This window comes from Streptococcus milleri (assembly GCF_900636525.1).
GTDB lineage: Bacteria > Bacillota > Bacilli > Lactobacillales > Streptococcaceae > Streptococcus > Streptococcus hominis.
Map to the genome: position 1 here is coordinate 1,263,390 of NZ_LR134288.1, position 22,721 is coordinate 1,286,110.

The 22,721-nt window shown below is 37.5% G+C and carries 22 protein-coding genes; 7 read left to right on the forward strand and 15 right to left on the reverse strand.

Annotation, left to right across the window (positions count from 1 at the left end; genetic code table 11):
- Window positions 1-166: 166 nt before the first annotated feature.
- Window positions 167-808: a DJ-1/PfpI family protein gene (locus tag EL087_RS06135; protein ID WP_126407500.1), complete on the reverse strand. Its 642-nt coding sequence runs from the start codon at window positions 806-808 to the stop codon at window positions 167-169.
- Window positions 809-855: 47 nt separating this feature from the next.
- A complete protein-coding gene (locus EL087_RS06140; RefSeq protein ID WP_126407502.1) occupies window positions 856-1,596 on the reverse strand; it encodes a lysophospholipid acyltransferase family protein in 741 nt (246 codons plus the stop codon).
- 119 nt (window positions 1,597-1,715) lie between these two features.
- Between EL087_RS06140 and EL087_RS06145 the strand changes: the two genes are divergently transcribed.
- The 3 genes from EL087_RS06145 (at window position 1,716) to EL087_RS06155 (ending at window position 5,169) form a co-directional block, all read left to right on the forward strand.
- Window positions 1,716-4,070, forward strand: coding sequence for a cation-translocating P-type ATPase (locus EL087_RS06145; protein ID WP_126407504.1), 2,355 nt, complete (start codon window positions 1,716-1,718; stop codon window positions 4,068-4,070).
- Between the two features lie 105 nt (window positions 4,071-4,175).
- Complete coding sequence (locus EL087_RS06150) at window positions 4,176-4,922, forward strand: tRNA1(Val) (adenine(37)-N6)-methyltransferase (protein ID WP_126407506.1); 747 nt, start codon at window positions 4,176-4,178, stop codon at window positions 4,920-4,922.
- Window positions 4,912-5,169, forward strand: coding sequence for a GIY-YIG nuclease family protein (locus EL087_RS06155; protein WP_003030037.1), 258 nt, complete (start codon window positions 4,912-4,914; stop codon window positions 5,167-5,169). Before EL087_RS06150 ends, EL087_RS06155 begins: the two co-directional genes overlap by 11 nt.
- A 33-nt stretch (window positions 5,170-5,202) precedes the next feature.
- Here EL087_RS06155 and EL087_RS06160 read toward each other — a convergent pair whose 3' ends face one another.
- The 10 genes from EL087_RS06160 to EL087_RS06205 form a co-directional block, all read right to left on the reverse strand.
- Window positions 5,203-7,431 carry a glycosyl hydrolase 53 family protein gene (locus tag EL087_RS06160; RefSeq protein ID WP_126407508.1) on the reverse strand — a complete coding sequence of 743 codons (2,229 nt, stop codon included), beginning with the start codon at window positions 7,429-7,431 and terminating at the stop codon, window positions 5,203-5,205.
- A 112-nt stretch (window positions 7,432-7,543) separates the two neighbouring features.
- On the reverse strand, window positions 7,544-9,199 hold the full coding sequence (locus EL087_RS06165; protein ID WP_126407511.1) for a PTS lactose transporter subunit IIBC: 1,656 nt from the start codon (window positions 9,197-9,199) through the stop codon (window positions 7,544-7,546).
- Between the two features lie 4 nt (window positions 9,200-9,203).
- On the reverse strand, window positions 9,204-9,527 hold the full coding sequence (locus EL087_RS06170; RefSeq protein WP_003030041.1) for a PTS lactose/cellobiose transporter subunit IIA: 324 nt from the start codon (window positions 9,525-9,527) through the stop codon (window positions 9,204-9,206).
- A gap of 12 nt (window positions 9,528-9,539) precedes the next feature.
- Window positions 9,540-10,940: a 6-phospho-beta-galactosidase gene (lacG, locus tag EL087_RS06175; protein WP_126407513.1), complete on the reverse strand. Its 1,401-nt coding sequence runs from the start codon at window positions 10,938-10,940 to the stop codon at window positions 9,540-9,542.
- A gap of 10 nt (window positions 10,941-10,950) precedes the next feature.
- Window positions 10,951-11,787 (reverse strand): PRD domain-containing protein, encoded by an 837-nt coding sequence (locus tag EL087_RS06180; RefSeq protein WP_126407515.1) that lies wholly within the window; start codon window positions 11,785-11,787, stop codon window positions 10,951-10,953.
- A gap of 254 nt (window positions 11,788-12,041) precedes the next feature.
- Window positions 12,042-12,575: an isoprenylcysteine carboxyl methyltransferase family protein gene (locus EL087_RS06185; protein ID WP_126407517.1), complete on the reverse strand. Its 534-nt coding sequence runs from the start codon at window positions 12,573-12,575 to the stop codon at window positions 12,042-12,044.
- A 98-nt stretch (window positions 12,576-12,673) separates the two neighbouring features.
- Entirely contained in the window at window positions 12,674-13,606 is a 933-nt protein-coding gene (locus EL087_RS06190; RefSeq protein ID WP_126407519.1) for a 1-phosphofructokinase family hexose kinase, read from the reverse strand.
- A gap of 78 nt (window positions 13,607-13,684) precedes the next feature.
- Window positions 13,685-15,160, reverse strand: coding sequence for a PTS galactitol transporter subunit IIC (locus tag EL087_RS06195; RefSeq protein WP_126407521.1), 1,476 nt, complete (start codon window positions 15,158-15,160; stop codon window positions 13,685-13,687).
- A 129-nt stretch (window positions 15,161-15,289) separates the two neighbouring features.
- Window positions 15,290-15,595, reverse strand: coding sequence for a PTS sugar transporter subunit IIB (locus EL087_RS06200; protein WP_003023769.1), 306 nt, complete (start codon window positions 15,593-15,595; stop codon window positions 15,290-15,292).
- A gap of 23 nt (window positions 15,596-15,618) precedes the next feature.
- Complete coding sequence (locus tag EL087_RS06205) at window positions 15,619-16,098, reverse strand: PTS sugar transporter subunit IIA (protein ID WP_003041351.1); 480 nt, start codon at window positions 16,096-16,098, stop codon at window positions 15,619-15,621.
- A gap of 165 nt (window positions 16,099-16,263) precedes the next feature.
- Here EL087_RS06205 and lacA point away from each other — a divergent pair, with 165 nt between their 5' ends.
- On the forward strand, window positions 16,264-16,695 hold the full coding sequence (lacA, locus tag EL087_RS06210; protein WP_126407524.1) for a galactose-6-phosphate isomerase subunit LacA: 432 nt from the start codon (window positions 16,264-16,266) through the stop codon (window positions 16,693-16,695).
- 18 nt (window positions 16,696-16,713) lie between these two features.
- Window positions 16,714-17,232 carry a galactose-6-phosphate isomerase subunit LacB gene (gene lacB, locus EL087_RS06215; RefSeq protein WP_059220966.1) on the forward strand — a complete coding sequence of 173 codons (519 nt, stop codon included), beginning with the start codon at window positions 16,714-16,716 and terminating at the stop codon, window positions 17,230-17,232.
- A 135-nt stretch (window positions 17,233-17,367) separates the two neighbouring features.
- Here lacB and EL087_RS06220 read toward each other — a convergent pair whose 3' ends face one another.
- The gene (locus EL087_RS06220) at window positions 17,368-18,114 is read right to left on the reverse strand and encodes a DeoR/GlpR family DNA-binding transcription regulator (protein WP_003030054.1); all 747 of its coding nucleotides are present in this window, start codon (window positions 18,112-18,114) and stop codon (window positions 17,368-17,370) included.
- Between the two features lie 170 nt (window positions 18,115-18,284).
- Between EL087_RS06220 and lacD the strand changes: the two genes are divergently transcribed.
- Window positions 18,285-19,235 (forward strand): tagatose-bisphosphate aldolase, encoded by a 951-nt coding sequence (gene lacD, locus EL087_RS06225; RefSeq protein ID WP_003030055.1) that lies wholly within the window; start codon window positions 18,285-18,287, stop codon window positions 19,233-19,235.
- Between the two features lie 64 nt (window positions 19,236-19,299).
- Here lacD and EL087_RS06230 read toward each other — a convergent pair whose 3' ends face one another.
- Entirely contained in the window at window positions 19,300-20,856 is a 1,557-nt protein-coding gene (locus EL087_RS06230; RefSeq protein WP_126408157.1) for a DEAD/DEAH box helicase, read from the reverse strand.
- 277 nt (window positions 20,857-21,133) lie between these two features.
- Here EL087_RS06230 and EL087_RS06235 point away from each other — a divergent pair, with 277 nt between their 5' ends.
- On the forward strand, window positions 21,134-21,532 hold the full coding sequence (locus EL087_RS06235) for a hypothetical protein (protein ID WP_126407526.1): 399 nt from the start codon (window positions 21,134-21,136) through the stop codon (window positions 21,530-21,532).
- A gap of 23 nt (window positions 21,533-21,555) precedes the next feature.
- Here the strand turns inward: EL087_RS06235 and EL087_RS06240 are convergent, their stop codons facing one another.
- A complete protein-coding gene (locus EL087_RS06240) occupies window positions 21,556-22,464 on the reverse strand; it encodes a magnesium transporter CorA family protein (protein ID WP_003030058.1) in 909 nt (302 codons plus the stop codon).
- Window positions 22,465-22,721: the final 257 nt, after the last annotated feature.

Genomic DNA, 22,721 nt, shown 5'->3' on the forward strand with positions numbered 1-22,721 from the left:
TGAATACATCAACTTTTAAGAGTGAGCATCACTCTTATCACCTTTTTAAACCGTATACCTTAAATTTAGTATACTATTTTAAGTCTATTTTAGCAAGCGCTTTCATGTATGTTTTGTGTGTTTAGGTTCTTTTTATCTCAAAATTCATAGTAAAAAAACCAGAAAATCATTTCTGGAATTTTTGTTCATATCGTAAAATTTCTTGCAGTATTTCTTGATAATCAGCTGTCTCTAAATGATACGTTAACTCTTCGGGAGTGTAGGAATTTTTTCTCAAAAAGAAATCGCTCGGCACTTCTAATCCTAAAGCATCCAAAACGGTCTGAGAAAATTCTACATAAGTAAACCCAATGGCTGTAATAACATTCTTATCTTTTACAACAGGCTGATGGAGAAAATTTTCTTTTTCCAAAAAAGAAAAATACTCTACCAACTCCATATACAGACCACCTGTGTAATACCGGCTTCTCAACAAACCAGCTTTTCCTAAAAACATAGGAGATGAGGAAATAGCCGCTACTATCGTCCGCTTTGTGTCTACCCTCTTCAAAAAAGAGATTAGTCTGAAATCATAAAGGCTAACAAATGGCTCTAGTGTGCCTGGCAATATGATACAATCATACTTTACATTTTGTACTTCTGCAAAAGTAAAATCTGGAATAACTTGCAATCCTTCTTCACTCGTATATACTTTCTTTTCTGAAGCAAGATAATCCAAAGATTGTCCAAAAGAAAGACAAAGCGTTGATGTCAAAGTTGTGATTTCCTGCAATGAACATGCTGGATACAGCAAAACTGCTATTTTCATAGATGCTCCTTCTAGAAAAGGTGCGACATGCTTCTTTTACAAGATTTTTATTTCCTATGTTTATCAGGATCCCAAACGAAACTTGCGATGAAACTGAAAGCAAATGTTAGTAAGCCAACAACAATTGACAGTAGCAGAGCGATCAAACGGGGGAGTAGCAATAATATATTTGGATTTTTTTTCACTTGAAGTGCAGCTACTTCGGCATCTAAGCGATCAAATTCTGTCTGAATACGACGGGCGACTTCTTCCACACCCTCGTCATTCATCTTTTTGATATCTGAAATATCAATAGGTTGTCCAAAATCCATGTCTACACGTTCGCCTTTTGCTAAACCTTTCAGACTCATCGGTCCTACATAAACAACTGGAAGAATGCGCACCTTTGCCATTTTAGCAATCAGTGCAACGCCACCTTTCACATCTGTCGAATGTCGGCTTCCACTTGGAAACATAATCAAAGACCGATTGCTTGATTTCAACATCTTGACGGGGTATTTAATAGCAGATGCTCCTGGATTTTCACGGTCAATTGGAAATGCGCCACACATGCGAATCCACCAGCCGAAAACGCGATTTGTGAACAGTTCTTTCTTTGCCATAAAGATAAATTGCTTGGGTCTTGTCGCAAAAGCCATGTAAACAGGATCCCACCAAGTACGGTGTGGAGCCACTAAAATATAATTTTCCTCTTGATCTGGAATGTTCTCCAAATGGTGGTAGTGAGCATTACCATTTAAAGCCCATAAAATCAACATCACCAATCTTCTTAAATATCTATAAAACATAGGCTCTCCCTTCTTATCCTTTTCATTATACCTTATCCAATGCCTACTCGCAAACTTTTTTTGCTTTAAAACTGTTACAGCTGAATGGATTCTATTAGAAATTTTACTAAAAAAATGGTATGATTAACCTCATGAACATGAAAGAATTTACGGGATTAACCCACCAGCAAGTCCAAGAAAAAAATTCACAAGGACTCACCAATGATTTTACAGCCAATACAAGTACCAGCACCTGGCAAATCATCAAGCGTAATGTTTTTACGCTATTTAATGCGTTAAACTTTGCCATTGCCGTAGCACTCGTTATTGTACAAGCCTGGAGCAATCTGGTCTTCTTTGCCGTTATCTGCTTCAATGCTTTCTCTGGTATTGTCACAGAGTTACGCGCCAAGCACATGGTTGATAAGCTCAATCTCTTAAATAAAGAAAAGATTAGTGTTATCCGTAATGGGCAAACCACATCTATTAATCCAGAAGAATTGGTTCTAGGTGATATGATTCGTTTGAACGCAGGTGAGCAAATTCCAAGCGATGCAACTGTTTTAGACGGTTTTGCAGAAGTAAACGAAGCTATGCTGACAGGAGAAAGCGACCTCGTCCAAAAGGAGATTGGGGATCAACTGCTCTCAGGAAGTTTTCTTGTCAGTGGTCATGTAATAGCTGAAATTACTCATGTTGGAGCTGACAATTACGCCTCTAAGCTCATGCTAGAGGCTAAAACCGTTAAACCAATCAATTCTCGCATCATGAAATCCATGGACAAGATTGCAGGTTTCACAGGGAAAATCATTATTCCTTTTGGAATTGCACTCTTTCTAGAAGCCCTTTTGGTAAAATACTTACCTGTCAAAGATTCGGTTGTCAATACTTCGACTGCTCTTCTGGGAATGTTGCCAAAAGGAATTGCACTTTTAACAATTACCTCGCTTTTAACAGCGGTCATCAAGCTGGGCTTGCGAAAAGTCCTCGTACAGGAAATGTACTCCGTCGAAACGCTGGCTCGTGTTGATATGCTCTGCCTTGATAAAACAGGTACCATTACACAAGGAAAAATGCATGTTGAAACAGTCATCCCGCTCACAGAAGATTTTTCAGAACAAGTAATCTCTGAAATTCTTAGTGCTTATATTGCTGCAAGTGACGATAATAATCCGACCGCCCAAGCAATCCGCAAACGATTTACAAACCCTTCTAATTACCAAACGAGCAATGCTATTCCCTTTTCTAGTGACCGCAAATGGGGTGCTATGGAAATGTCGGACTTGGGTACAGTCTTTCTCGGTGCGCCTGAAATGCTCTTTAACAAAGAGATTGAGGTTGCCCAAGCAGCCCAACAGCGTGGTTCGCGCGTACTCGCTTTAGCCATTAGTCCTGAACGCATTGACCATAAATACATTCACTTACCAAGTAGCATTCAACCCATTGCCATTTTAGAAATCACAGATCCGATTCGTGACGGAGCAGCTGATACTTTGGAATACTTACGCTCACAAGAAGTTGGCTTAAAAATCATCTCAGGTGACAATCCAATTACTGTATCAAACATTGCTGCAAAGGCAGGATTTGCAAACTACCAAAGTTATGTTGATTGCTCAAAAGTAACGGATCAAGAGTTGATTGAGCTGGCAGAAACGACTGCTATCTTTGGTCGTGTTTCTCCTCATCAAAAGAAACTTATCATTCAAACCCTGAAAAAAGCAGGGCACACCACAGCTATGACCGGTGACGGGGTCAATGATATTCTGGCCTTGCGTGAAGCAGACTGCTCCATTGCTATGGCTGAAGGAGATCCCGCAACCCGACAAGTTGCCAATCTCGTCTTGCTTAATTCTGATTTTAATGATGTCCCTGAAATTCTCTTTGAAGGACGCCGCGTTGTTAATAACATCGCCCGCATTGCACCGATTTTCCTCATTAAAACAACCTATTCGTTCATTTTAACCATCATTTGTATTTCTAGTATTCTGTTGGGACGAGCAGAATGGCTCTTAGTCTTTCCATTTATCCCCATTCAAATCACCTTAATTGACCAATTTGTTGAAGGTTTACCACCTTTTGTCCTCACCTTTGAGCGCAATATCAAGCCAGTTGAACCCGACTTTCTTAAAAAAGCTATTTTTAAGGCTCTACCAAGTGGTTTAATGGTCGTCTTTAGCGTTTTATTTGTCAATATTTTTGGTGGACTGCATGGCTGGTCACAGGTGGAAATCTCAACTTTACTTTATTATTTATTAGGCTCTATCGGCTTTCTATCTGTTGTTCGTGCCTGCCTGCCACTTAATCTCTGGCGGATTCTGCTGATCCTCTGGTCCCTCGTAGGCTTCTTTGGAACAGCTATTCTTCTACAAAAATACATTGAAATCGCTACTCTAACCAGCAATAGCTTCCCTATCTACATTATTCTAATGATTCTCTTTACAATTACTTTTATTGTCGTGACACACATACAGAACAAACGGGAGCAAAGTTTATAAATCTTAAGAATAATACCTACAGGCAGTAAGAAAAACCGTACATTTTTGTCTTACTGCTTATTTTTGTTACTTCTTTTCCTCTACATCATGATATAATGAGGGTATATGGCAAAAATTCTTTTAAAAGACGGTGAGCGAGTCAATCAGCTCTTTTCTACTGACGTCAAAATTATTCAAAATCGAGAGGTCTTTAGCTACTCAGTAGATAGTGTACTCCTCTCCCGTTTCCCAAACTTACCTAAGCGCGGTCTTATCGTGGACCTTTGTGCTGGAAATGGTGCTGTTGGACTTTTTGCAAGCACCCGAACCAAGGCTCAAATCATAGCGGTTGAAATTCAAGAGAGACTGGCAGATATGGCAGAGCGCTCTATTGAGCTAAATGGTCTAACCCACCAAATGCAGGTCATTCAGGATGATTTGAAATATCTCACCCACTATATAAATGGGAGCAAAGTGGACATGATTTTATGCAATCCACCCTATTTTAAAGTAGATGAACATTCTAATCTCAACGCAAGCCGACACTATCTGCTTGCGCGGCATGAAATTGCGACCAATCTGGAAGAAATCTGTCGAATCTCCCAACGAGTTTTAAAGTCCAACGGACGTTTAGCAATGGTGCATCGTCCTGAACGATTCCTTGATATTATTGACACCATGATAGCGCATAATCTAGCTCCAAAACGTATTCAGTTTGTTTACCCAAAAGCAAATCGAAAAGCCAATATGCTCCTCATTGAAGCTATCAAAGATGGTTCCCGTGACGGGTTAAAAATCCTGCCACCGCTTTTCATTCATAATGAAGATGGCAGCTACACTCCAGAAATTCATGAGATTTACTATGGAAACTAAAGCCTACATGTACGTTCTGGAATGCGCCGATGGCTCTCTCTACACAGGGTACACGACCGATGTCAAAAAACGACTTTATACGCATAATACTGGAAAAGGCGCCAAATACACGCGTACACGATTACCCGTTACTCTTTTGTATCAAGAAGAATTTCCCGACAAACCTTCTGCCATGTCAGCCGAAGCCCTCTTTAAAAGAAAAACACGACAACAAAAATTAGAATATATTGCAGATAAGAAAAAGTAGAAAGCGGGAGGTCTTTCTACTTTTTTCAATGATTTATTGGTTATTTTTCTTAGAAATGACAGCAACAAAGACACTCAGAAAAACAACACCGATACCAGCTAAATATGACATGCTAGTCCCTGTACTTGGTAATAATTCTTTGGTTTTAGCTAATTTTTTGTCACTTGTAGTAGGCAAAGTTTCCTTGTTCCTATTCGTTTGAGAAGACTTTCCATTTTTATTAGACGAATCAGAATCTGTCAACCCAGCATGGGAGTTTTCTCCTTTTTGTCCTTTGTTATTAGAATTTTCCTTTGTTTTTTTGGTATCTTCATGCTGAACATTAGATGAAGATTGATTTTCTAGTGGTACAAGGGCTTGAATAGCAGTCTGTAATGCTTCACATTCTGCATCAATCTCTTCTTGTGTCGCATCATCTTTTTGTAAAATAGCTTGTGCTTCTTCTACTTGTTCTTTTAAGTTCGCAAGTGAATCCTTTGTATAATGCATAGTTTCCGCTAATTTTTCTTTTGCCGAAGAAAGAGCGGTTCCCAACTTTGTCTTATCTACTCCTTCTCTGGTTAAAAGCAAATCGTCAATTGTTCCCCATGAACCTTTATTTGCTTTAACAAATACTCCCAGTGTCACTTCTGTCTCTTTTGTTAATGTAAAGCTCAATTTAGCTGTCTGCCAATTTGACCAACCAGCTAGTTTGGCTTTTTCACTTTGAACATTTACTGCCTCAGCACGAGCAAAAGCATAAATATCTTCAGAGCCATTCGTATCACCACCTTGAATTTGAGCAGAAAATTGATAAGTTCCTGCTGGAAGTGTTATCTTTCTTTCAATGCCAGTTGTGTAATCGTTTGCGCCATTGTAGAAATTCATGGCATACTTGCCTGTTTTAGGCGTGTCTTGTCTACGCTTGATAAAATCGTTAAAAGTATAATCTGAAAGATCTTCTTCCTCAAAACTAGAATTGGATAACAAACTCTCTTGCAGCTCTGTTTCTTCATTCTTATCATATTCTAGATTTGTATTCAACCCAGTATAAACATATTTAAATGTCGCAAGTGATGGCAAAGCTTTTCCTGTAAAATCAAACAATGCTTGATTATCCCATTCAGAGCCACCGTAATTTTCCTGATTAACATTTGGATCATACCCAATGGCGGCACTAGAAGCCCATCCCGAACCGTATTTTTCCCAAATAGGTGTATTTACTTCTTTTCCTTTGGAACTAACCGGTGTCCAAGCTGGTTCCCAATAAAAGATGCCTAATGCACTTGCTTTATTGGCTGCATCAATGACATCTCGTAAGGCATGCGATTGCCCTTGAATAGAGGCAGGATAGCCACCTACCAGCATTTGATTTTGTGTTCGGATAACATTTTGTTGACCATCTCCATCTTCTAATGTATAGGCATAAGAAGTCTCTGCTACAAGTGTCTTTTTCCCATACTTTTCGGTCACTGTCTTTAAAACTGAAGTCAGATTATCTAAATTACCATGCCAAAAACTATAATAACTAGTAGCAAACACATCATAATCAATATGGTGATCTGATAAACCTTTTGCGTAATTCAGTATCGTTTCCGTTTTATCTGGGTTGGTAAAATGAAAAGCTATCAATATAGTTGCATCCACTTCTCGCACTGCTTTGGCGCCTGCTGCAAACAACTGATAGCGTTCCTCTCCTGCTTCACCTGCTATCCCACTACTCGTTGTTTCATTACCAACTTGAACCATTCCTACATTTACACCAGCTGCTTTTATTTTTTCAAGACTAGCTTTGGTGTATTGATATAAAGCCTCTGATTTTTCAGACACATTCATATTTGTCCAATCTTTTGGTGGAACTTGACGTCCTGGATCAGCCCAAAAATCTGAATAATGAAAGTCCACTAGTAGCCGCATACCATGTGCTGTAGCTCGTTTTCCAATCTCAATCGCCTTTTCTATATCGCTATTTCCAGCGCCATAACCATGTCCGTTATGATCATAAGGACTATTCCATACTCTGACGCGAATGTAATTCACACCATTTTCTTTCAAAATATCAAAGATATCTTTGACATTCCCATTTTCATCTTTGTACTTTACACCACTTTGTTCTTGAGCAATTACTGTTGAAATATCCGTCCCCATGATGAAATCAGATGATAAATTTTCTACTTTATCAACACGTATTTTAGTATTTTCATTAGCTTTAATAGGAATGACTCCTCCAAGCAAACAAAGACTAGTAGCAAAAACAAGCGACAATCTTAATCCTATTTTCATACAGTTTCCCTATTTCTTTTTAGTTTAATATTTTAGTGTTCGCTTTAAAAAACTGATAAAACAAGAAATAGGTTTTATCAGTTTTTAAACGAACATTTTATAAGAAGGCTAGTTATTCAAAATGCGAAAGAACGAATTGCACAGCGCCTTTAGGATCACGTGTCAATTTGATATATTCAGCACCTTTTGTCGCAACAAGTTTGATGCCCAATTTATCCGTATCTTTCTTAATATCTTCATAGTAAGAATTGACTTGTGGAGCTAGCACAATCATGTCAAAATCTTTCATAATATCGTAGTGCGAACCATAAGCACCAGCTGTTGAACTGAGGTCTATGCCTAACTCTGCTGCGCCTTCTGTTAGTGCATTTGCTAGCATGGCGCTTGTCCCTGCACCGGCACATAGAACCAAAATATTATGATGCTTTCCATCTGCAACCGCTTGAATTTGATCGTCTATTTCAGCTTCTGCTGCTTCTTCAAGCTCAATCACTTCTGCCTTTTTCGCTTCTTCTTCTACTAATGAATCATCGTACGCTTTAATAAATGGAAGGTAGATGAGAGAATCAACTACAATCAACAGCAGCATCAAGACAATAGATAAGATTCCTGCACCCGTACCTAAAATCAAGCCAATCGGTGCTGGCGTTGCCCAAGGAAGGACATACATAAAACTGTTCATACCTAACACATCAACAAAGAACTTGAAAGCACAAACATTGATCATTGGAGTGATTAAAAATGGAATAAAGAAATAAGGATTTAAAATAATCGGTGTTGCAAACAACAATGGTTCATTGACTGCAAAGCAAACTGGAACAAAGGAAGCTTTTCCGACAGCTTTTAATTGCTTAGATTTTGCAAAGAGCATGAAGAGGAATGGAACAACCAATGTTGCACCTGTACCACCCATTGTGCCAACAAAGTTTCCAAGTCCAACTGTCAACACGTTTGAAGCATGGTGACCTGCTTTTACCAACTGTAAATTCGTTTCCACATTTGCATAAATAATCGCGACAATAGCTGGTTCTACAATTGAAGGACCATGCACACCAACAAACCAGAAGAGTGCCATTGCTCCCCAAATAATCGAAATTCCTAAATAGCCATCAGCTGCGGTAAATAAAGGTTGGAGAAGTGTGATAACGGCTTCTGCAAACGAATGCCCAAAGAAATAACGCACGATTGTATCAATCAAAACAGCAGCAAATACTGCAAATGAAAATGGAAAGACGTCACGGAAAGTTTGAGAAATTGTTCCAGGGACTTCTTTTGGCATCTTAATAGTAATGTCTTTCAATACACAGAATTTATAAACATTCACCGTGATAAAAGCTGCTAAAAAGGCTGCTAAAATTCCTTTTGTTCCCATGTAGCCATTGGCTAAACCGTTTTCAATTTGATCCACACTTAAAAGGAGGAAACTCACAATGGAAGCTAGCATAACAGAAATCGAATTGATAGTCTTGTTGGTCGGCATATTCCGGTTCATTGACTCTGATAGACAACGAGCAGTCGTAGCAGAAACAAGAATGGCTACCACCCCCATAGAATAACCATATACTTTCCAAAGCCAAGTAGAAACGTCATTTGGTAATTTAAATCCAAAAATTTCTGGAATTGCTGCTAGTAAGATAAAAATACTTGAAAATAAAATGGCGGGCATGGCGGCTAAAAAGCCGTCACGAATAGCACCAAGATAAATATTGCGTGATATTTTTTCAAAGAAAGGTTTTCCTTTCTCAATTTGTTTGATAATTCCGTTCATGGAATTAGTCCTCCTTGTATTGATTTTTATATAATTCAATAAAATCTACGATCAATTCTTTTAACAATAATGTCGTCATCAAATGATCTTGACCGTGAATAAAGATAAATCCTAAATCTAAATCTTCCCCAGCTGCCTCTTGTGCTAAAATCTGCGTTTGTGAATTGTGGGCTAAATTTAAATTTTCATCTGCTTCTTTTAAAGCAGCATCTACATTTGTAAAATTCCCTTGACGAACCTCTTTCAGCAAATTCAGTAAACAACTACGTGCATCTCCCGAATAAGCTACGATTTCAAATCCCAACATTTGTAATTCGTTTTTATTCATTTCATCTCCCCCTTAAATCACAATTTTTGTTTCGCTAATATGCTTGTACCAATAAGCGGATTCCTTAGGGTAACGCTTTTGAGTTTCAAAATCAACGTAAAACAAGCCATAGCGTTTATTGTAGCCATTTGACCACGAGAAAACATCCATTAAAGACCAAAGAAAATACCCTTTTACCACAACACCAGCATCAATAGCTTTGCTTAAAGATTGCAAATACACTTTCAAATAATCAATCCGCGGCTTGTCCATAATGATGCCATTGTCAAACTCGTCTTTATAGCCCATTCCATTTTCAGTGATATAAATCTTTTGATAATGTGGGTAGTCTTTTTTAATTCTCAATAAAAGGTCATACAAACCTTCTGGGTAAATAATCCAATCCCAGTCTGTTCGTTCAATCCCTTCCTTATAAATCCGTTCTCCAATGCCTTTCACTTTATAAACTGAAGTGCCTTTATCACCCGTTCCATTATGATGAATGGTTGATTCGCCCTGATAAGCCTTAACAAAATGACATTGATAATGGTTGATTCCAAGATAATCATTTCGATGACTAGCTTTTTTCATTTCTTCAAAATCGCTCTCAAGGAATTCATAACTAGCATTGTTAGTTGCGCAAATTTCCTTAAGAGCTTCCATTGTTTCCTCAGAATAATATCCCAGATAAGTAGCATCTAGCAAGAAACGAATAGAAAGCGCATCATCCAGAAAAGCTGCATGCTTATCTCCTTTGCTGTCTGTTGCTGGGTATTTTGTTTCCAAAGAATGCACCACTCCAATTTCACCAAGGTAACCTTTCTCCTTGAAAAGATTTACTACACGCGCATGCGCATACATCATATTGTGAAGACATTGAATCACCTTACTCAAATCATACTGAATCCCCGGAGGAAAGACACCAAGCAAGTATTGATTGGTCGCAACAGGATAAATTTCGTTAAAAGTGCTCCAATGATGAACCTCTGGAAATTCTTGAAAACAAAATTCAGCATATTCCACAAACGCTTCAATTGTATCTCGATTAAGAAAATCACCTTGATCAAACAAAACTTTCGGAGTATCAAAGTGATGCAGTGTAACAAATGGCAGGACATGGTGTTTCGCACATTCAGCAAATACACGGTGATAAAACTCTACTCCTTCTTGGTTGACCTTGCCACATCCCTCTGGAAAAATACGGCTCCAAGCAATAGACAAGCGCAAGCCATTGACGCCAAACTTCTCACACAACTCAATATCTTTTGAATATTGATGATAGAAATCACTAGCTGGATCTGCCAAAAAACGTCCTTGTTTTTCTAAAAATTCATCCCAAGCGACCGGACCTTTTCCACCTTCTTTTGTAGCTCCTTCTACTTGATAAGCAGCTGTTGCACCGCCAAAAATAAAATCTTCTGGTAATTGAAACATGTCTTCTCCTTTACAATAATCTTTGAATATGAATCACCAAATATACCTTTTCATTTGGATGAAGTCCTCCACCCAAATGCTGACGAATGACTTCATAAATATCTTCGCCAATTTGATAGGCTTCTGGATAATCCTTTTTGATATGTTCTTCTAAATTCTTCATGGAGGCTTTTAAATCACTGTCATCCTGATCCAAACGCTCAATAAAGTATGTCAAATGAATCATCAAACGGTCGTAAAAATTACTATTCTTTTTTGTCCGCTTAATACCATGTTTTAAAAGTTCCTCTTGCACCAAAGCAATCATTTGTCGGGTCAGTGTTTGTTCATCTTTACTAATCACGACATCTTCGCCTTTCGCATTGATAAACTGTAAGGCTAACCGCCCAATCTCATCTTTTGGAAAATCCACATCCAATTTTTCTTTTAAAATCACCAAAGCGTGCTCAGCAATTTTGTACTCCGTCGGATATTGCTCCGACATATCCGGCAAGTGATTACTTTTATAAGTATTTCTTTGCAGCGCTTGATAGCTACAATAAATATGATCTGTCAAAGTTACATAGATGTACTCTTGAACTGGAAATTGGAACTGTTGAATACCATAATCAATAATTTCATAACTAGTCGTGATAAAGTCCAAGGGAACATCTTTTAACAAAGCAGAAAAGTTTTCGCGCGATTCTTCACTTTTCAGTTGAAAGACTTTTTCTACTCGTTCTTCTGCCAACAAATCCCCTTTTTTCTTTTTAAAAATGATACCGAGCCCCATGACAACAGCCTGTTCACCACTTTCATTTTTGACCACCGCAACATTATTATTTAGTGGCTGGACGATTCGAAACATTCATGTCCTCCTTCCTAACAATCTTTTTGTAAAACATAAAAAAACCATAAACAAACCAAGATTTTTTACTTGGGTCATTTATGGTCTCGCCTAATTTCTTAGTTACAATCCATGTTTTATTTAACTTTATGAATAGAGTTTAACACATTTTCAAACTTTTGTAAACCCTTTCTTGCTTTATTTTTTTAAAATTTATACAAAATGGATAATTTGTGTAAATTTAAAATCTTTCATTCTATACTTTAAAAAATAGCTTACTTCTGTGCAATACCATTTGGGATAATGACTTCTTTGAGTAATTTCTCTTCTTCCTTGATGCGATTATACAAAACTACCGCATATAGAGGAAATAGAATACAAAATGAAATTAGTGCATGACAAAGTAATGCTAAACCAATCAACTCTGGAACGATGTTCAAGAAATAATTGGGATGTTTCACATAGCGGAAAAGCCAGTGATCAACAAATTTATGATTCTTAACCAGCATCAATTTTACAGTCCAAATTTCACCTAAGAGCTGTGTCACAACAGAGAGCATAAACATTGAAAATAGCAACATTCCAAATCCTATAGCACTAAGCGCGTCAAACCGAACCTGACGTATCGTAGCTTCAGCAAAGCAAGAAAGGTAAAATAAAATGTGAAGAATAGTGATATACTTGGTATTTTGCACGCCATATTCGCGCCCACCATTTGCCAATATCGCTTTCTCATTCTTCATCGATATTTTTAGAAATACCAACCGAAATACAAATACCGCTAAAACAATAAGTCCTGATAAAGTCATACGACCTCCTTATAATAAAATAATCTATTTTATTATATAAAGAGGGGATTTTCTAAGTCAATACATTCAAAAAATATCATATAAACTGTAGAAAGAATTTACAAAGTTGTTAGTTCGATTTCGTCTACAATTCGTTTTACATCGGCTGGATCTACTTTGGGAGTCCATTGCAGGCAGTTAGCTGTTGCATAAGCACAGGCACGAATGACAGTTTCTCTATCAACTCTCCCCCTACTTTCTAAAGCATGGCAGAGACTTCCAAGGAAAAAGTCGCCTGATGCAATAGGATTTTTGACATGAATTGCTGGAAACGTCAGTTGGAAAATATCATCCTGCAGGCGTGCTACGACTCCTTTTCCTCCCATTGTCACAATGAAATAAGGAATTTTAGTATATTCTTTGAGAAGTTTTGCTGCTTCTTCTGCAGTTTCAACTGGACATCCTGTTAATTCTGCTAATTCTTCATCGTTAATTTTTACAATGTCAAGCTGTGCTGTGAAAGCTGCTTTTAGTGCGGCACCACTTGTATCTACTACTAAATTCACATCTTCTGGCAAAAGACGACCAATTTGTGCAATATAATCATCTGGCATCCCTTTCATCAAAGAGCCAGAAAACACAACGCTATCGCCAGGTTGAATGTGCTTTATAAGATTTGTGGTGAATTGTTCTAATAAATCCTTATTCAGCTCAAATCCAGCTTCATACACAAGATAGGTCTTTCCTAATTCTGTATCAATCATAATTGTACAAGTGCGTGTATTTTTATCAACTTCTGTCACAACGAGCGGAATACCATCTTCTTCATTTAATTGTTGAATATATTCGCCCATTTTACCACCTAACATTGTATGAATGCAAAAATTTCCTTGCTCTTCACCTTTCTCGCGGTTTAAGACATAAGCAACATTAAAACTCTTTCCGCCAGCATTCTCATGCACTTGATTTGGTCTGTTGACCACATCTTCTTTAAAATGACTAAGTAAAACTGTCCGATCCAAAGCTGGATTTGGACAAACTAAATGAATCATGTTTCTTCCTTTCTTTTTTTCAATCAAAAGCCAGACTATTTCAAAAGGAATAGTCTAGCTTATTGTTATCTTATTATTCTATTTTGCATTTGTAGCGTATTCTTCATTTCGCTTAATCATTTGTTTTCTATACCAAGCAAAGATACCAATATAGAACACTAGAAAGACAATAACACCAAAGATAGCTTTGATATCGCCTGTTGTAGCATTTCCGATTGTCCAACCAAATAATTTTTCAATTGGACCTTCAAGAGTAGAGTGGGTAATCAATTGTGTGCTAGCTACCCCTTTAGGAAATGCATCTACGCCTTTCGCTAAGTCCGTAACAAATGGCGCAATAAGGGTTCCAGATAGAAGGAAGAGCGGAAGCAATAGAGTTCCAAATACAATCATCCGAATGAGTTTACCACGTGTAACAACCAGAAGCGCTGGAGTAACCCCCATTGCAATAATACCAGCAAGTGGCAAAATACCATTTCCGACTTTGGAAAGAAGAACTGCTTCTACCAGCATAATTGGTGCTAAAACATTGGCACATGCCCAGATTTCTGCACGACCTGCGATAAATGGCCAGTCAAGTCCAATATTGAATTTACGTCCTTGAAGACGTTTTGTTGCAACATTTGTAATTCCTTGTGAAAGAGGTTCTACTGCCGCGATGAACCAAGAACCAATAAGTGAGAACAATTCCAAGCAGACACCAGCTGTCAAACCAAGAGACAACCAACCTTTGATAACAAGTGACCATTTTGCTGCTTCGGCAATGCCAGATACTGGATGTGGCGTTCCCATAATCCCTATCACAATCCCAAGGATAAATCCAATAAAGAATTTAGAGCCCCAGAAACCAATTTTCTTATTCAATTTTGCAGCGTCAAAGTCATATTTATCCAACCAAGGGAAGAATTTATCAAAAATCTTATCCAAAACCATGATAACTGGATTCATCATGTAGTTCATGTGAGTAGAGGTCATTGGCGAGGAGCTAGGCGCATTAAGCAAGTCATCAAATGTTGGTTTCATTAAGTCAGAGTTAATAATTTTCATTACTCCGACAAGTACGACTGCAAGCGTTGCTACAAAGAGCGACACACCTTGGCTAACACCATTATTATCCGCATACCACTTAATCAATAGACCTGTAATTGATAAATGCCAAATATCAAAAATATCAACATCTAAGGTATCCGTTTTTTTCGTAATTAACATCACGACATTAACGATGAGCATAATGAGTAAGAAGTAAAGCGTCCAAGCAGAACCCCATGTAATCGTCGCCAATGGTGCCCAACCAACATCTGTAATATTAAGTTGAATTCCTGTGTTTTCAACGAATTTCGCAAGTGAAGCCGAGAAAGCACCATTTAACATACCGATAATAGCACCAATCCCCGTAAGAGCTATGGCAAGTTTAATACCGCCTTCTAAAGCTTTGGAAAACTTCACTCCAAAGCATAAAGCAAGCACCGTTAAGACTATCAACATGATAATTGGTGCCCCCATATCTAAAATGGGTTTAAAGAAGCGATTGGCTAAGTCAATAATGACATTCATAAAAAATCCTCCCGATTTTATTTTTTGAATGATAGTGAACGAAAAGTGAACTAACTATTTCAGTAGATAAAAATTGTTTTTATCTAGCGTTTCAATTTTTCATTTTTTTATTTTTTCCAATGAATTACTTTAACTAAGTCCATGTTCCTTAATAGCTGCTTCAATATTGTCATATACTGGTGCACTCATGGCTGGAATACGGAATAAAATTGGTCCTGCTTCAATAACAGGAATCCCCGGTTCAAATCCCAAATCCGTGGCTGCTATTGGGGTGAAAATATCATAACCTTTTATCAAGTCTTCATTCACATCTTTGACCATTACCGCATCGCATTGGACATCATAGCCGCGATTTGAAAGTTCTTCTTCAAGAGCATTTTTGATTTGGTGGCTTGAGTTTACCCCTGCTCCACAGGCTGCTAAAATTTTAATCATTGTAAAATCCTCCATTTTTATTTTTAATGATTTATTGTTTCCGATATATAATGAAATAGTTTATCTTCCTCTTCCAACTTGGATAAGGACTCTAGGTTGCCGTCAGCAGTAAAGAAGTCCATCAATTGAGCCAAGATATTCGTTTGACTGGCATTAGAATTATTGATAATGAAGAACAAAAGCGATACTTGTACTTCATTTGACGGAACAATCATATTATGAAAAGTCACCGGCTGATCCAAGCGGACTACAACCACTTTTTCTGCTAAATTATGAACAATATCCGTATGCGGAATTGCTACATTCGGCAAATCTTTCCCTAAAAATTCCATGTCCAGCCCCGTAGGAAAGGACTTCTCTCGTTCAATTAAGGCATTCTTATAAGAAGACGTTACAATGTGTCTATCTTCAAGAAGGTCAGCAACTTGATTAAAAAGGTCTTCCTGACTGTCGGCTTGCAGACAAAAGACTAAATCTTTATCAAATAACTGATAAAGTTCCATCATATCCCCCCTTCTATTTTGTTTTATTTTGTTTATAAACAAAGTATATCATTATATGCAAACGGTGTCAATAGTTTATTTTGTTTTTTTATGTTATTTTTTGTTTGACAATATTTGTGTGAGATGTTATGATGTTGTTGTGAAATAAAAAAAGGAGGTATAACAATGAAAGTTATACTAGGTACAGACCGTGATGGTTTTGAGTTAAAAAATAAAGTAAAAACTCATTTACTCCAACTTGGTTATGACATTAAAGATCTCAACGAACAAGAAGGTGCTGCTGATTTTGTCGACTCGACAGACGCTCTTGTTGAAGAATTACGAAAAGATGATACTACCCGTGGTATTTTGTTTGACCGTTTTGCAGTTGGTTCTTATATGGTTGCGAATAAACACCGTGGGATCATTTGTGCTGCTGTTTCAGATGAGCATTCTGCCATGATGACCATTCGCCACAATTCTACACGCATTATCACTCTCGGTACAGCTATTCTCGGTGAAGAATTGGCAAATGCCTGTGCAGAAGCTTATTTAAAAGCTGACTATGATGCTGGGCGTCACCAAGTTCGCATTGATATGCTTAATAAATTATGTTAAAGGGTAGGAGGAAAAATTATGAAAATCGCTCTCGGCTGTGACCATATCGTAACAGATACAAAAATGAAAATTTCTGAACATTTAAAAGACCTCGGTCATGAAGTCATTGATGTCGGAACCTATGACTTTCACCGGACTCATTACCCAATCTTTGGTCGTCTGATTGCAGAAAATGTTGTTTCAGGAAAAGCTGATCTTGGAATTGCCCTTTGCGGTACAGGAGTCGGTATTTCTGCTTCTGCTGACAAAGTTCCCGGTACTCGTGTAGCTCTTGTTGGTGACGTTCTAACCGCACACTATGCAAAGAAAGAACTCAATGCAAATATCATCGCTTTTGGTGGACGTATTCTTGGTCAAAATCTTATTCACAATATCGTTGATGTCTTTCTTGAAACAGAGTATGAACCAACAGAAGCCAACAAACAATTGATTGAAAAAATCGATAATAGCATTGAAGTTAGCCCTGAAATCGCTAAAAATGACCATATTTTCGATGAAGAAAATGCTAAATGGGCTCGCGGTGAATACCACGACTAAAAACTCAATACTCAGAAAATCAGGCTCAGTCTAATATGGACGAGGCCTGTTTTTTAATAGGATGTATCAATACCGCACGAAAGATACAAAACAAAAATCACCTGCTCCTATATGAACAGGTGATAAAAATATTAACTATAAAACATTTGTATATGATTTATACTTTTCCTTGACCTTTGGTGAGATATGATCATCTGTGATTACTGCATCCAAACCATCCAACTGATAGAAACAATAGAAAGAATAGCTGTCAAATTTGCTATTATCTGCCACAATGTACTTTTCAATCGCATTGTTCAAGATAATGGCATTGCCATTTCCTTCTTCTTCATTGGCAGTCGTGACATTATGACCGTCAATTCCATTGACACCAATAAATGCTTTAGAAACTTTGATTTCTTTCAATAATTTATTAGCAAATTGTCCGACAAACGTTTGTGTTTTCACCCGATAACGACCGCCAATCAGAATAATGTCACAATTGGGATTATCTTTTAATTTTTCAAAAATAGGAAGCGAATTTGTCACAATACTCACACTTTTATCAGCCAAATAATCTCCGATAAAATCCGTCGTTGTTCCCGAACCGATAAAAACTGTATCACCAGAAAAAATCAAATTGGCACATTTTTGAGCAATTGTTCGTTTTTCTTCAATATTTAACATTGTTTTTTCAGTATGGGAGGCTTCGTTCAAGCCATTTTTTACTTTTTTATGAGCTCCTCCATGAACACGAGTCAACAAACCTTGCTTTTCCAAGTCAATCAAATCACGACGTATTGTCATATCTGTTACATCTAGTAACTCTTTTAATTTCTTGACAGAAACCACTCCTTGCTGATCCAATTCTTGGAGAATCACTCTATGCCGTCCTTCTTTCATTTTGTCTCCTCTCTAGTTTTATATAATTTTATTCCTCAAATATATTATACAACAATTTATTCATTTTGAAAAATTAATAACAATATTTTTTTGATTTTTGTAAAATATTGTTTGACTTTGTTTTATTTGTGTTCTATAATTAAACTATACAAAACAAAAGGAGTCTAAAGATGACAACAAAACAAGAAAAATTAAAACGTTTATGTGATAAAAACAGAATTATCGGCGCTTTGGCTATTGACCAACGAGGGGCTTTGCGTCGTATGCTTGGTGAAGACACTCCAGTTGAGCAATTGGAAACCTTTAAAGTGCTAGTTTCGAAATACTTAACAAAATACGCTTCTTCTATCCTTCTTGATCCAGAGTTAGGTTGGAAAGCGGCGGAAGCTCGTGATAAAAACGCTGGATTATTAGTTGCCTATGAAAAAACAGGTTATGACAAAACTGTTCCCGGTCGCTATCCTGACCTCGTAGAAAATGTCTCCGTCCAACGTCTCAAAGCAAACGGTGCTGATGCTGTGAAAGTCTTACTCTATATAGATATTGACGAAGATAGAGCAGTCAATGACGTCAAAGAAGCCTTTATTGAGCGAATAGCTTCTGAATGCAAAGCAGAAGACATACCTTTTTTCCTTGAGTTAGTTTCTTACGATGCCAAGGTGACGGATGAAAAAGAATATGCTAAACTCAAACCTCGCAAAGTCATTGAAGCAATGAAGCTTTACTCACAAGAACGATTTGGTGTAGATGTTCTCAAAGTTGAAGTTCCAGTCAATATGAAATATGTTGAAGGATTCGCAGAAAATGAAGTTCTTTACACCAAAGAAGAAGCTGCTGCCTTCTACAAAGAACAAAGTGATGCCACTTCTCTTCCATTTATTTTCTTATCTGCTGGAGTATCCGCACAGCTTTTCCAAGATACACTTCGCTTTGCTAAGGAATCCGGCTCAACTTTCAACGGTGTCCTTTGCGGTCGTGCAACTTGGGCTGGTGCTACCAAAGCCTATCAAGAAGGTGGCGAAGCTGCTACAATTAAATGGCTTGAAACAATAGGTAAACAAAATATCGTTGAATTAGATGCAGTTCTCCAAGAGACTGCTACGCCTATTGTATTTAAATAACTTTGTATCTCCTTATAAAAACATAAAAAGACGAACTTCTATTCGCCTTTTTATTATTGTATAATTACTTATCACCTTTATTACGGATGACAAATCCTGTTTTCTTCTCACTTGAAGTATTACGAGGTTTTTTGTGGTCTTTGCGGTAACGCTTTTCTTTGTCAAAGCGATCGTGGCGACCACCCTTTTTGTAATTGTCACGCCCATTAGTACGGTCACGACGATCATTACTACGACGCCCATTTTTGCTGTTACGATTGCCTTTATTAGCTCCCGAAACATACTTAAATGGTAATGGCTTTTCACGCGCAATTTCTACTTCTGGTAGAGTGTCTGGATCTTGTACGGTTAAGGTCAATATATATAAAGCCAATTCCTCCGGTGTAAATTCAGCTGCCAGCTTGCGAGCATCTTTGCCAAACTTTTCAAATTGGTTGCGAATACTTTCATCTGCAAAATCTCGCTCAATCTTTTTGAGTGCAACTTTTTTCTTAGCTTGAAAGGCTTCTTGCGCTGTAGCGGGTTTCATGCCTTTCATGCGTTTTTTAGTGAGCCTTTCAATAATTTGAAGATAGCCCATTTCATTGGGAGCCACAAAAGTGATTGACTGACCGTGCTTACCAGCACGACCTGTACGACCAATGCGATGAACATAACTTTCAGGGTCTTGCGGAATATCATAGTTATAAACATGAGTGACGCCCGAAATATCGAGACCACGAGCCGCCACATCTGTCGCGACCAAAATGTCAAGGTTATCATTTTTAAAATCCCGAAGAACACGCAGACGTTTCCCTTGATCGAGATCCCCATGAATCCCTTCCGCACGATAGCCACGCAGTTTTAATCCTCTTGTTAACTCATCAACACGGCGCTTAGTACGCCCAAAAACGATAGAAAGTTCTGGTTGTTCCATATCCATGAGACGTGTCATGGTATCAAATTTTTCATTTTCTTTTACACGGATATAATATTGATCCACCAGTTCTGTTGTCAATTCTTTTGCTGCAATTTTGACATGTGTTGGCTCTTTCATAAACTTCACGCCAATCCGCTTGATAGCATCTGGCATAGTAGCTGAAAAGAGAAGGGTCTGACGCTCTTCCGGCACGCGTGAGATGATTGCTTCAATGTCTTCTAAGAAACCCATATTGAGCATTTCATCCGCTTCGTCTAAAATAAGCGTTTCTACATGATTGAGTTTCAGTGCTTTGCGCTTAATGAGGTCTAATAAACGTCCTGGAGTTCCAACGACAATGTGCGCGCCTGAACGGAGAGCCTTGATTTGCTTTTCAATGCTAGATCCACCATAAACCGAGCGAACTTTCACTCCTTTGCTTCGACCAAAGCGGAAGAGTTCCTCTTGACTTTGAACAGCCAATTCACGAGTTGGTGCAATGACTAAAGCCTGAACAACAGGATTTTCTGTGTTAATTTTTTCGAGAGTTGGAAAACCAAAAGCAGCTGTCTTTCCTGTACCAGTCTGAGCTTGTCCAATCACATCTTTTCCTGCCATAGCAAGCGGGATTGTTTGTTCTTGGATTGGACTGGCTTCAACAAAGCCTGCTTTTTCAATTTCTGCTAACAATTCAGCAGACAAATGTAATTCATTAAATTTCAATTTTTTCTTCTTTCTAAAAAGGTAGTGCGAAGCTACCTTATAAAACATATTTTGCTTTCTCATTCAGTAAATTTGATACCAGTATTCCAATAGAAAAGACTTTATCTTAATTACTTGCCAAAAGCAACTGAGAAAGCTGACTATTTTGTAACTTATCTAGTATAACACAAAGAATGATAAAAAGATAGGATTTCTGCTAACTTTCTTTTTTTATATAAGATTTAACTTGAAAATGTACTATTTTCTTTTATAATGAAAAAAATAAAAAAGAGTCGCTATGAATAAGTTTTTACGCTTTGCCTTTATCCTACTGATTGTAGCCATGCTAAGGGCTGCTGTTATTCAAATTTTCCAACCCCAACTTTTGGGTTCTGACTCAGCTTACGGTCTTTCCGTCTACTGGCAGCGAGAAATCGACTTTTGGAACTTAGCCCTTCTGCCTCTGCTGATTGGTGTTCTCATTAAATATGACTGGTTTTATCTGCGTCTAGTACTCTTAGCACTAATTCTTGGCGGGCTAGGCTTTGGAACCAACCATCTGCTAGGCTACCTACAACTGCCTAATAATGCCAACCTTCTAGGCTGGCTAGAAAACTATTTTTTGGTTCTGCTCCGGCTGCTGGGCTGGTATTTGGAAAGCAAAAAAAGAAATAAAAGTGATGAAGCTAGGTCCTAAATTGGGGTAAGGCTACATCATTTTTATTTTTTATTAGCCAACCATTTCAAAGCTTTGGTCAATACAATCCAAAGAATAAGACTGATAATAACTATATAAATCCAAGCATTTTTATCATTAGACAACGGAAGTGGCACATTCATACCAAAGAATCCCGTGATAACTGCTAGGACTGCTAGGAGAACTGAAATGATTGTTAAAACAGTCAAATTATCATTCAGATTGTTGTTCAAAATATTGTTGTAAGAACCTGACAATTGACTGAGAACCTGAGAAATCAAGTCTGTCATTGCTACTAATTGGCGAGCTTCAATCATGACATCGTCAAACTGCTCTTTCTCAATTTCATCTAAATGACGATAAAGTGCATGTCCTTTAATGTGCTCTAACAGCATACGATTTTGCTTTGCAGCTGCTACCAAGTAGACTATGGAAGTTTCCAAGTCTGCTAAAGCAAAGAGATTTTTCTTAGTGGTTGTTTTGTGCAATAGACTATTGATGTTATCCTTTGTTTCATCCATTTTTTCAATTACAGGATAATAAGAATTACACACTAATTCTAAACTAGCAAATAGAAATTTATAAACTGTTACAGGCTCATGGTGTTCGACATAATTTTTCATCATATCTACAACATAAGTATTTGCTTTATTGCTAACTGTTAAGAGTTTATCTTTCTGTACAATAAAGGTCATAGGAATAGTTTCATAATAATCCTTATCCCTTTTTAAGTTTAATACGTTGAAAATAAAAACGACTGTTCCTGTTTCACGATTGTAGTCCATGTGGGCGCGTTCATTTTTATCCAGTGCATACTCAATGGTTTCTTCATCAATATTGTATTCCTTATAAGAATCTGGATGTTGACTTAAAATATCTGCATCTAAGTTTATCCAAGACATTCCATCTTTTAATTCTTTTTCAATAAACACCCTTTTCTCCTTTATTGACTTTTAATATAAAGAATTGAAAAAGATGCTCAATTCTTCACCAATCGTTATTACACTTCTTTATCTATCTAAACGCTTAAGATTCTAACAAACAAACTCACTTAAAACCCAGTTCTGTTTCAAAAATTATTATGAGAAAGCTCGAATAATAGCGTAATTTTCAAACTTTGCTCATATGCCGTGCAAGTCTCACATTTTCTTTAACTGAGTTCAAACTAAATCCTCGGAAAATAGATAAA

Bases quoted from the DNA above. Each gene is read 5' to 3' on its own strand.
- EL087_RS06135 (WP_126407500.1), bottom strand. From the start codon at position 808: ATGAAAATAGCAGTTTTGCTGTATCCAGCATGTTCATTGCAGGAAATC.
- EL087_RS06140 (WP_126407502.1), bottom strand. From the start codon at position 1,596: ATGTTTTATAGATATTTAAGAAGATTGGTGATGTTGATTTTATGGGCT.
- EL087_RS06145 (WP_126407504.1), top strand. From the start codon at position 1,716: ATGATTAACCTCATGAACATGAAAGAATTTACGGGATTAACCCACCAG.
- EL087_RS06150 (WP_126407506.1), top strand. From the start codon at position 4,176: ATGGCAAAAATTCTTTTAAAAGACGGTGAGCGAGTCAATCAGCTCTTT.
- EL087_RS06155 (WP_003030037.1), top strand. From the start codon at position 4,912: ATGGAAACTAAAGCCTACATGTACGTTCTGGAATGCGCCGATGGCTCT.
- EL087_RS06160 (WP_126407508.1), bottom strand. From the start codon at position 7,431: ATGAAAATAGGATTAAGATTGTCGCTTGTTTTTGCTACTAGTCTTTGT.
- EL087_RS06165 (WP_126407511.1), bottom strand. From the start codon at position 9,199: ATGAACGGAATTATCAAACAAATTGAGAAAGGAAAACCTTTCTTTGAA.
- EL087_RS06170 (WP_003030041.1), bottom strand. From the start codon at position 9,527: ATGAATAAAAACGAATTACAAATGTTGGGATTTGAAATCGTAGCTTAT.
- lacG (WP_126407513.1), bottom strand. From the start codon at position 10,940: ATGTTTCAATTACCAGAAGATTTTATTTTTGGCGGTGCAACAGCTGCT.
- EL087_RS06180 (WP_126407515.1), bottom strand. From the start codon at position 11,787: ATGTTTCGAATCGTCCAGCCACTAAATAATAATGTTGCGGTGGTCAAA.
- EL087_RS06185 (WP_126407517.1), bottom strand. From the start codon at position 12,575: ATGACTTTATCAGGACTTATTGTTTTAGCGGTATTTGTATTTCGGTTG.
- EL087_RS06190 (WP_126407519.1), bottom strand. From the start codon at position 13,606: ATGATTCATTTAGTTTGTCCAAATCCAGCTTTGGATCGGACAGTTTTA.
- EL087_RS06195 (WP_126407521.1), bottom strand. From the start codon at position 15,160: ATGAATGTCATTATTGACTTAGCCAATCGCTTCTTTAAACCCATTTTA.
- EL087_RS06200 (WP_003023769.1), bottom strand. From the start codon at position 15,595: ATGATTAAAATTTTAGCAGCCTGTGGAGCAGGGGTAAACTCAAGCCAC.
- EL087_RS06205 (WP_003041351.1), bottom strand. From the start codon at position 16,098: ATGGAACTTTATCAGTTATTTGATAAAGATTTAGTCTTTTGTCTGCAA.
- lacA (WP_126407524.1), top strand. From the start codon at position 16,264: ATGAAAGTTATACTAGGTACAGACCGTGATGGTTTTGAGTTAAAAAAT.
- lacB (WP_059220966.1), top strand. From the start codon at position 16,714: ATGAAAATCGCTCTCGGCTGTGACCATATCGTAACAGATACAAAAATG.
- EL087_RS06220 (WP_003030054.1), bottom strand. From the start codon at position 18,114: ATGAAAGAAGGACGGCATAGAGTGATTCTCCAAGAATTGGATCAGCAA.
- lacD (WP_003030055.1), top strand. From the start codon at position 18,285: ATGACAACAAAACAAGAAAAATTAAAACGTTTATGTGATAAAAACAGA.
- EL087_RS06235 (WP_126407526.1), top strand. From the start codon at position 21,134: ATGAATAAGTTTTTACGCTTTGCCTTTATCCTACTGATTGTAGCCATG.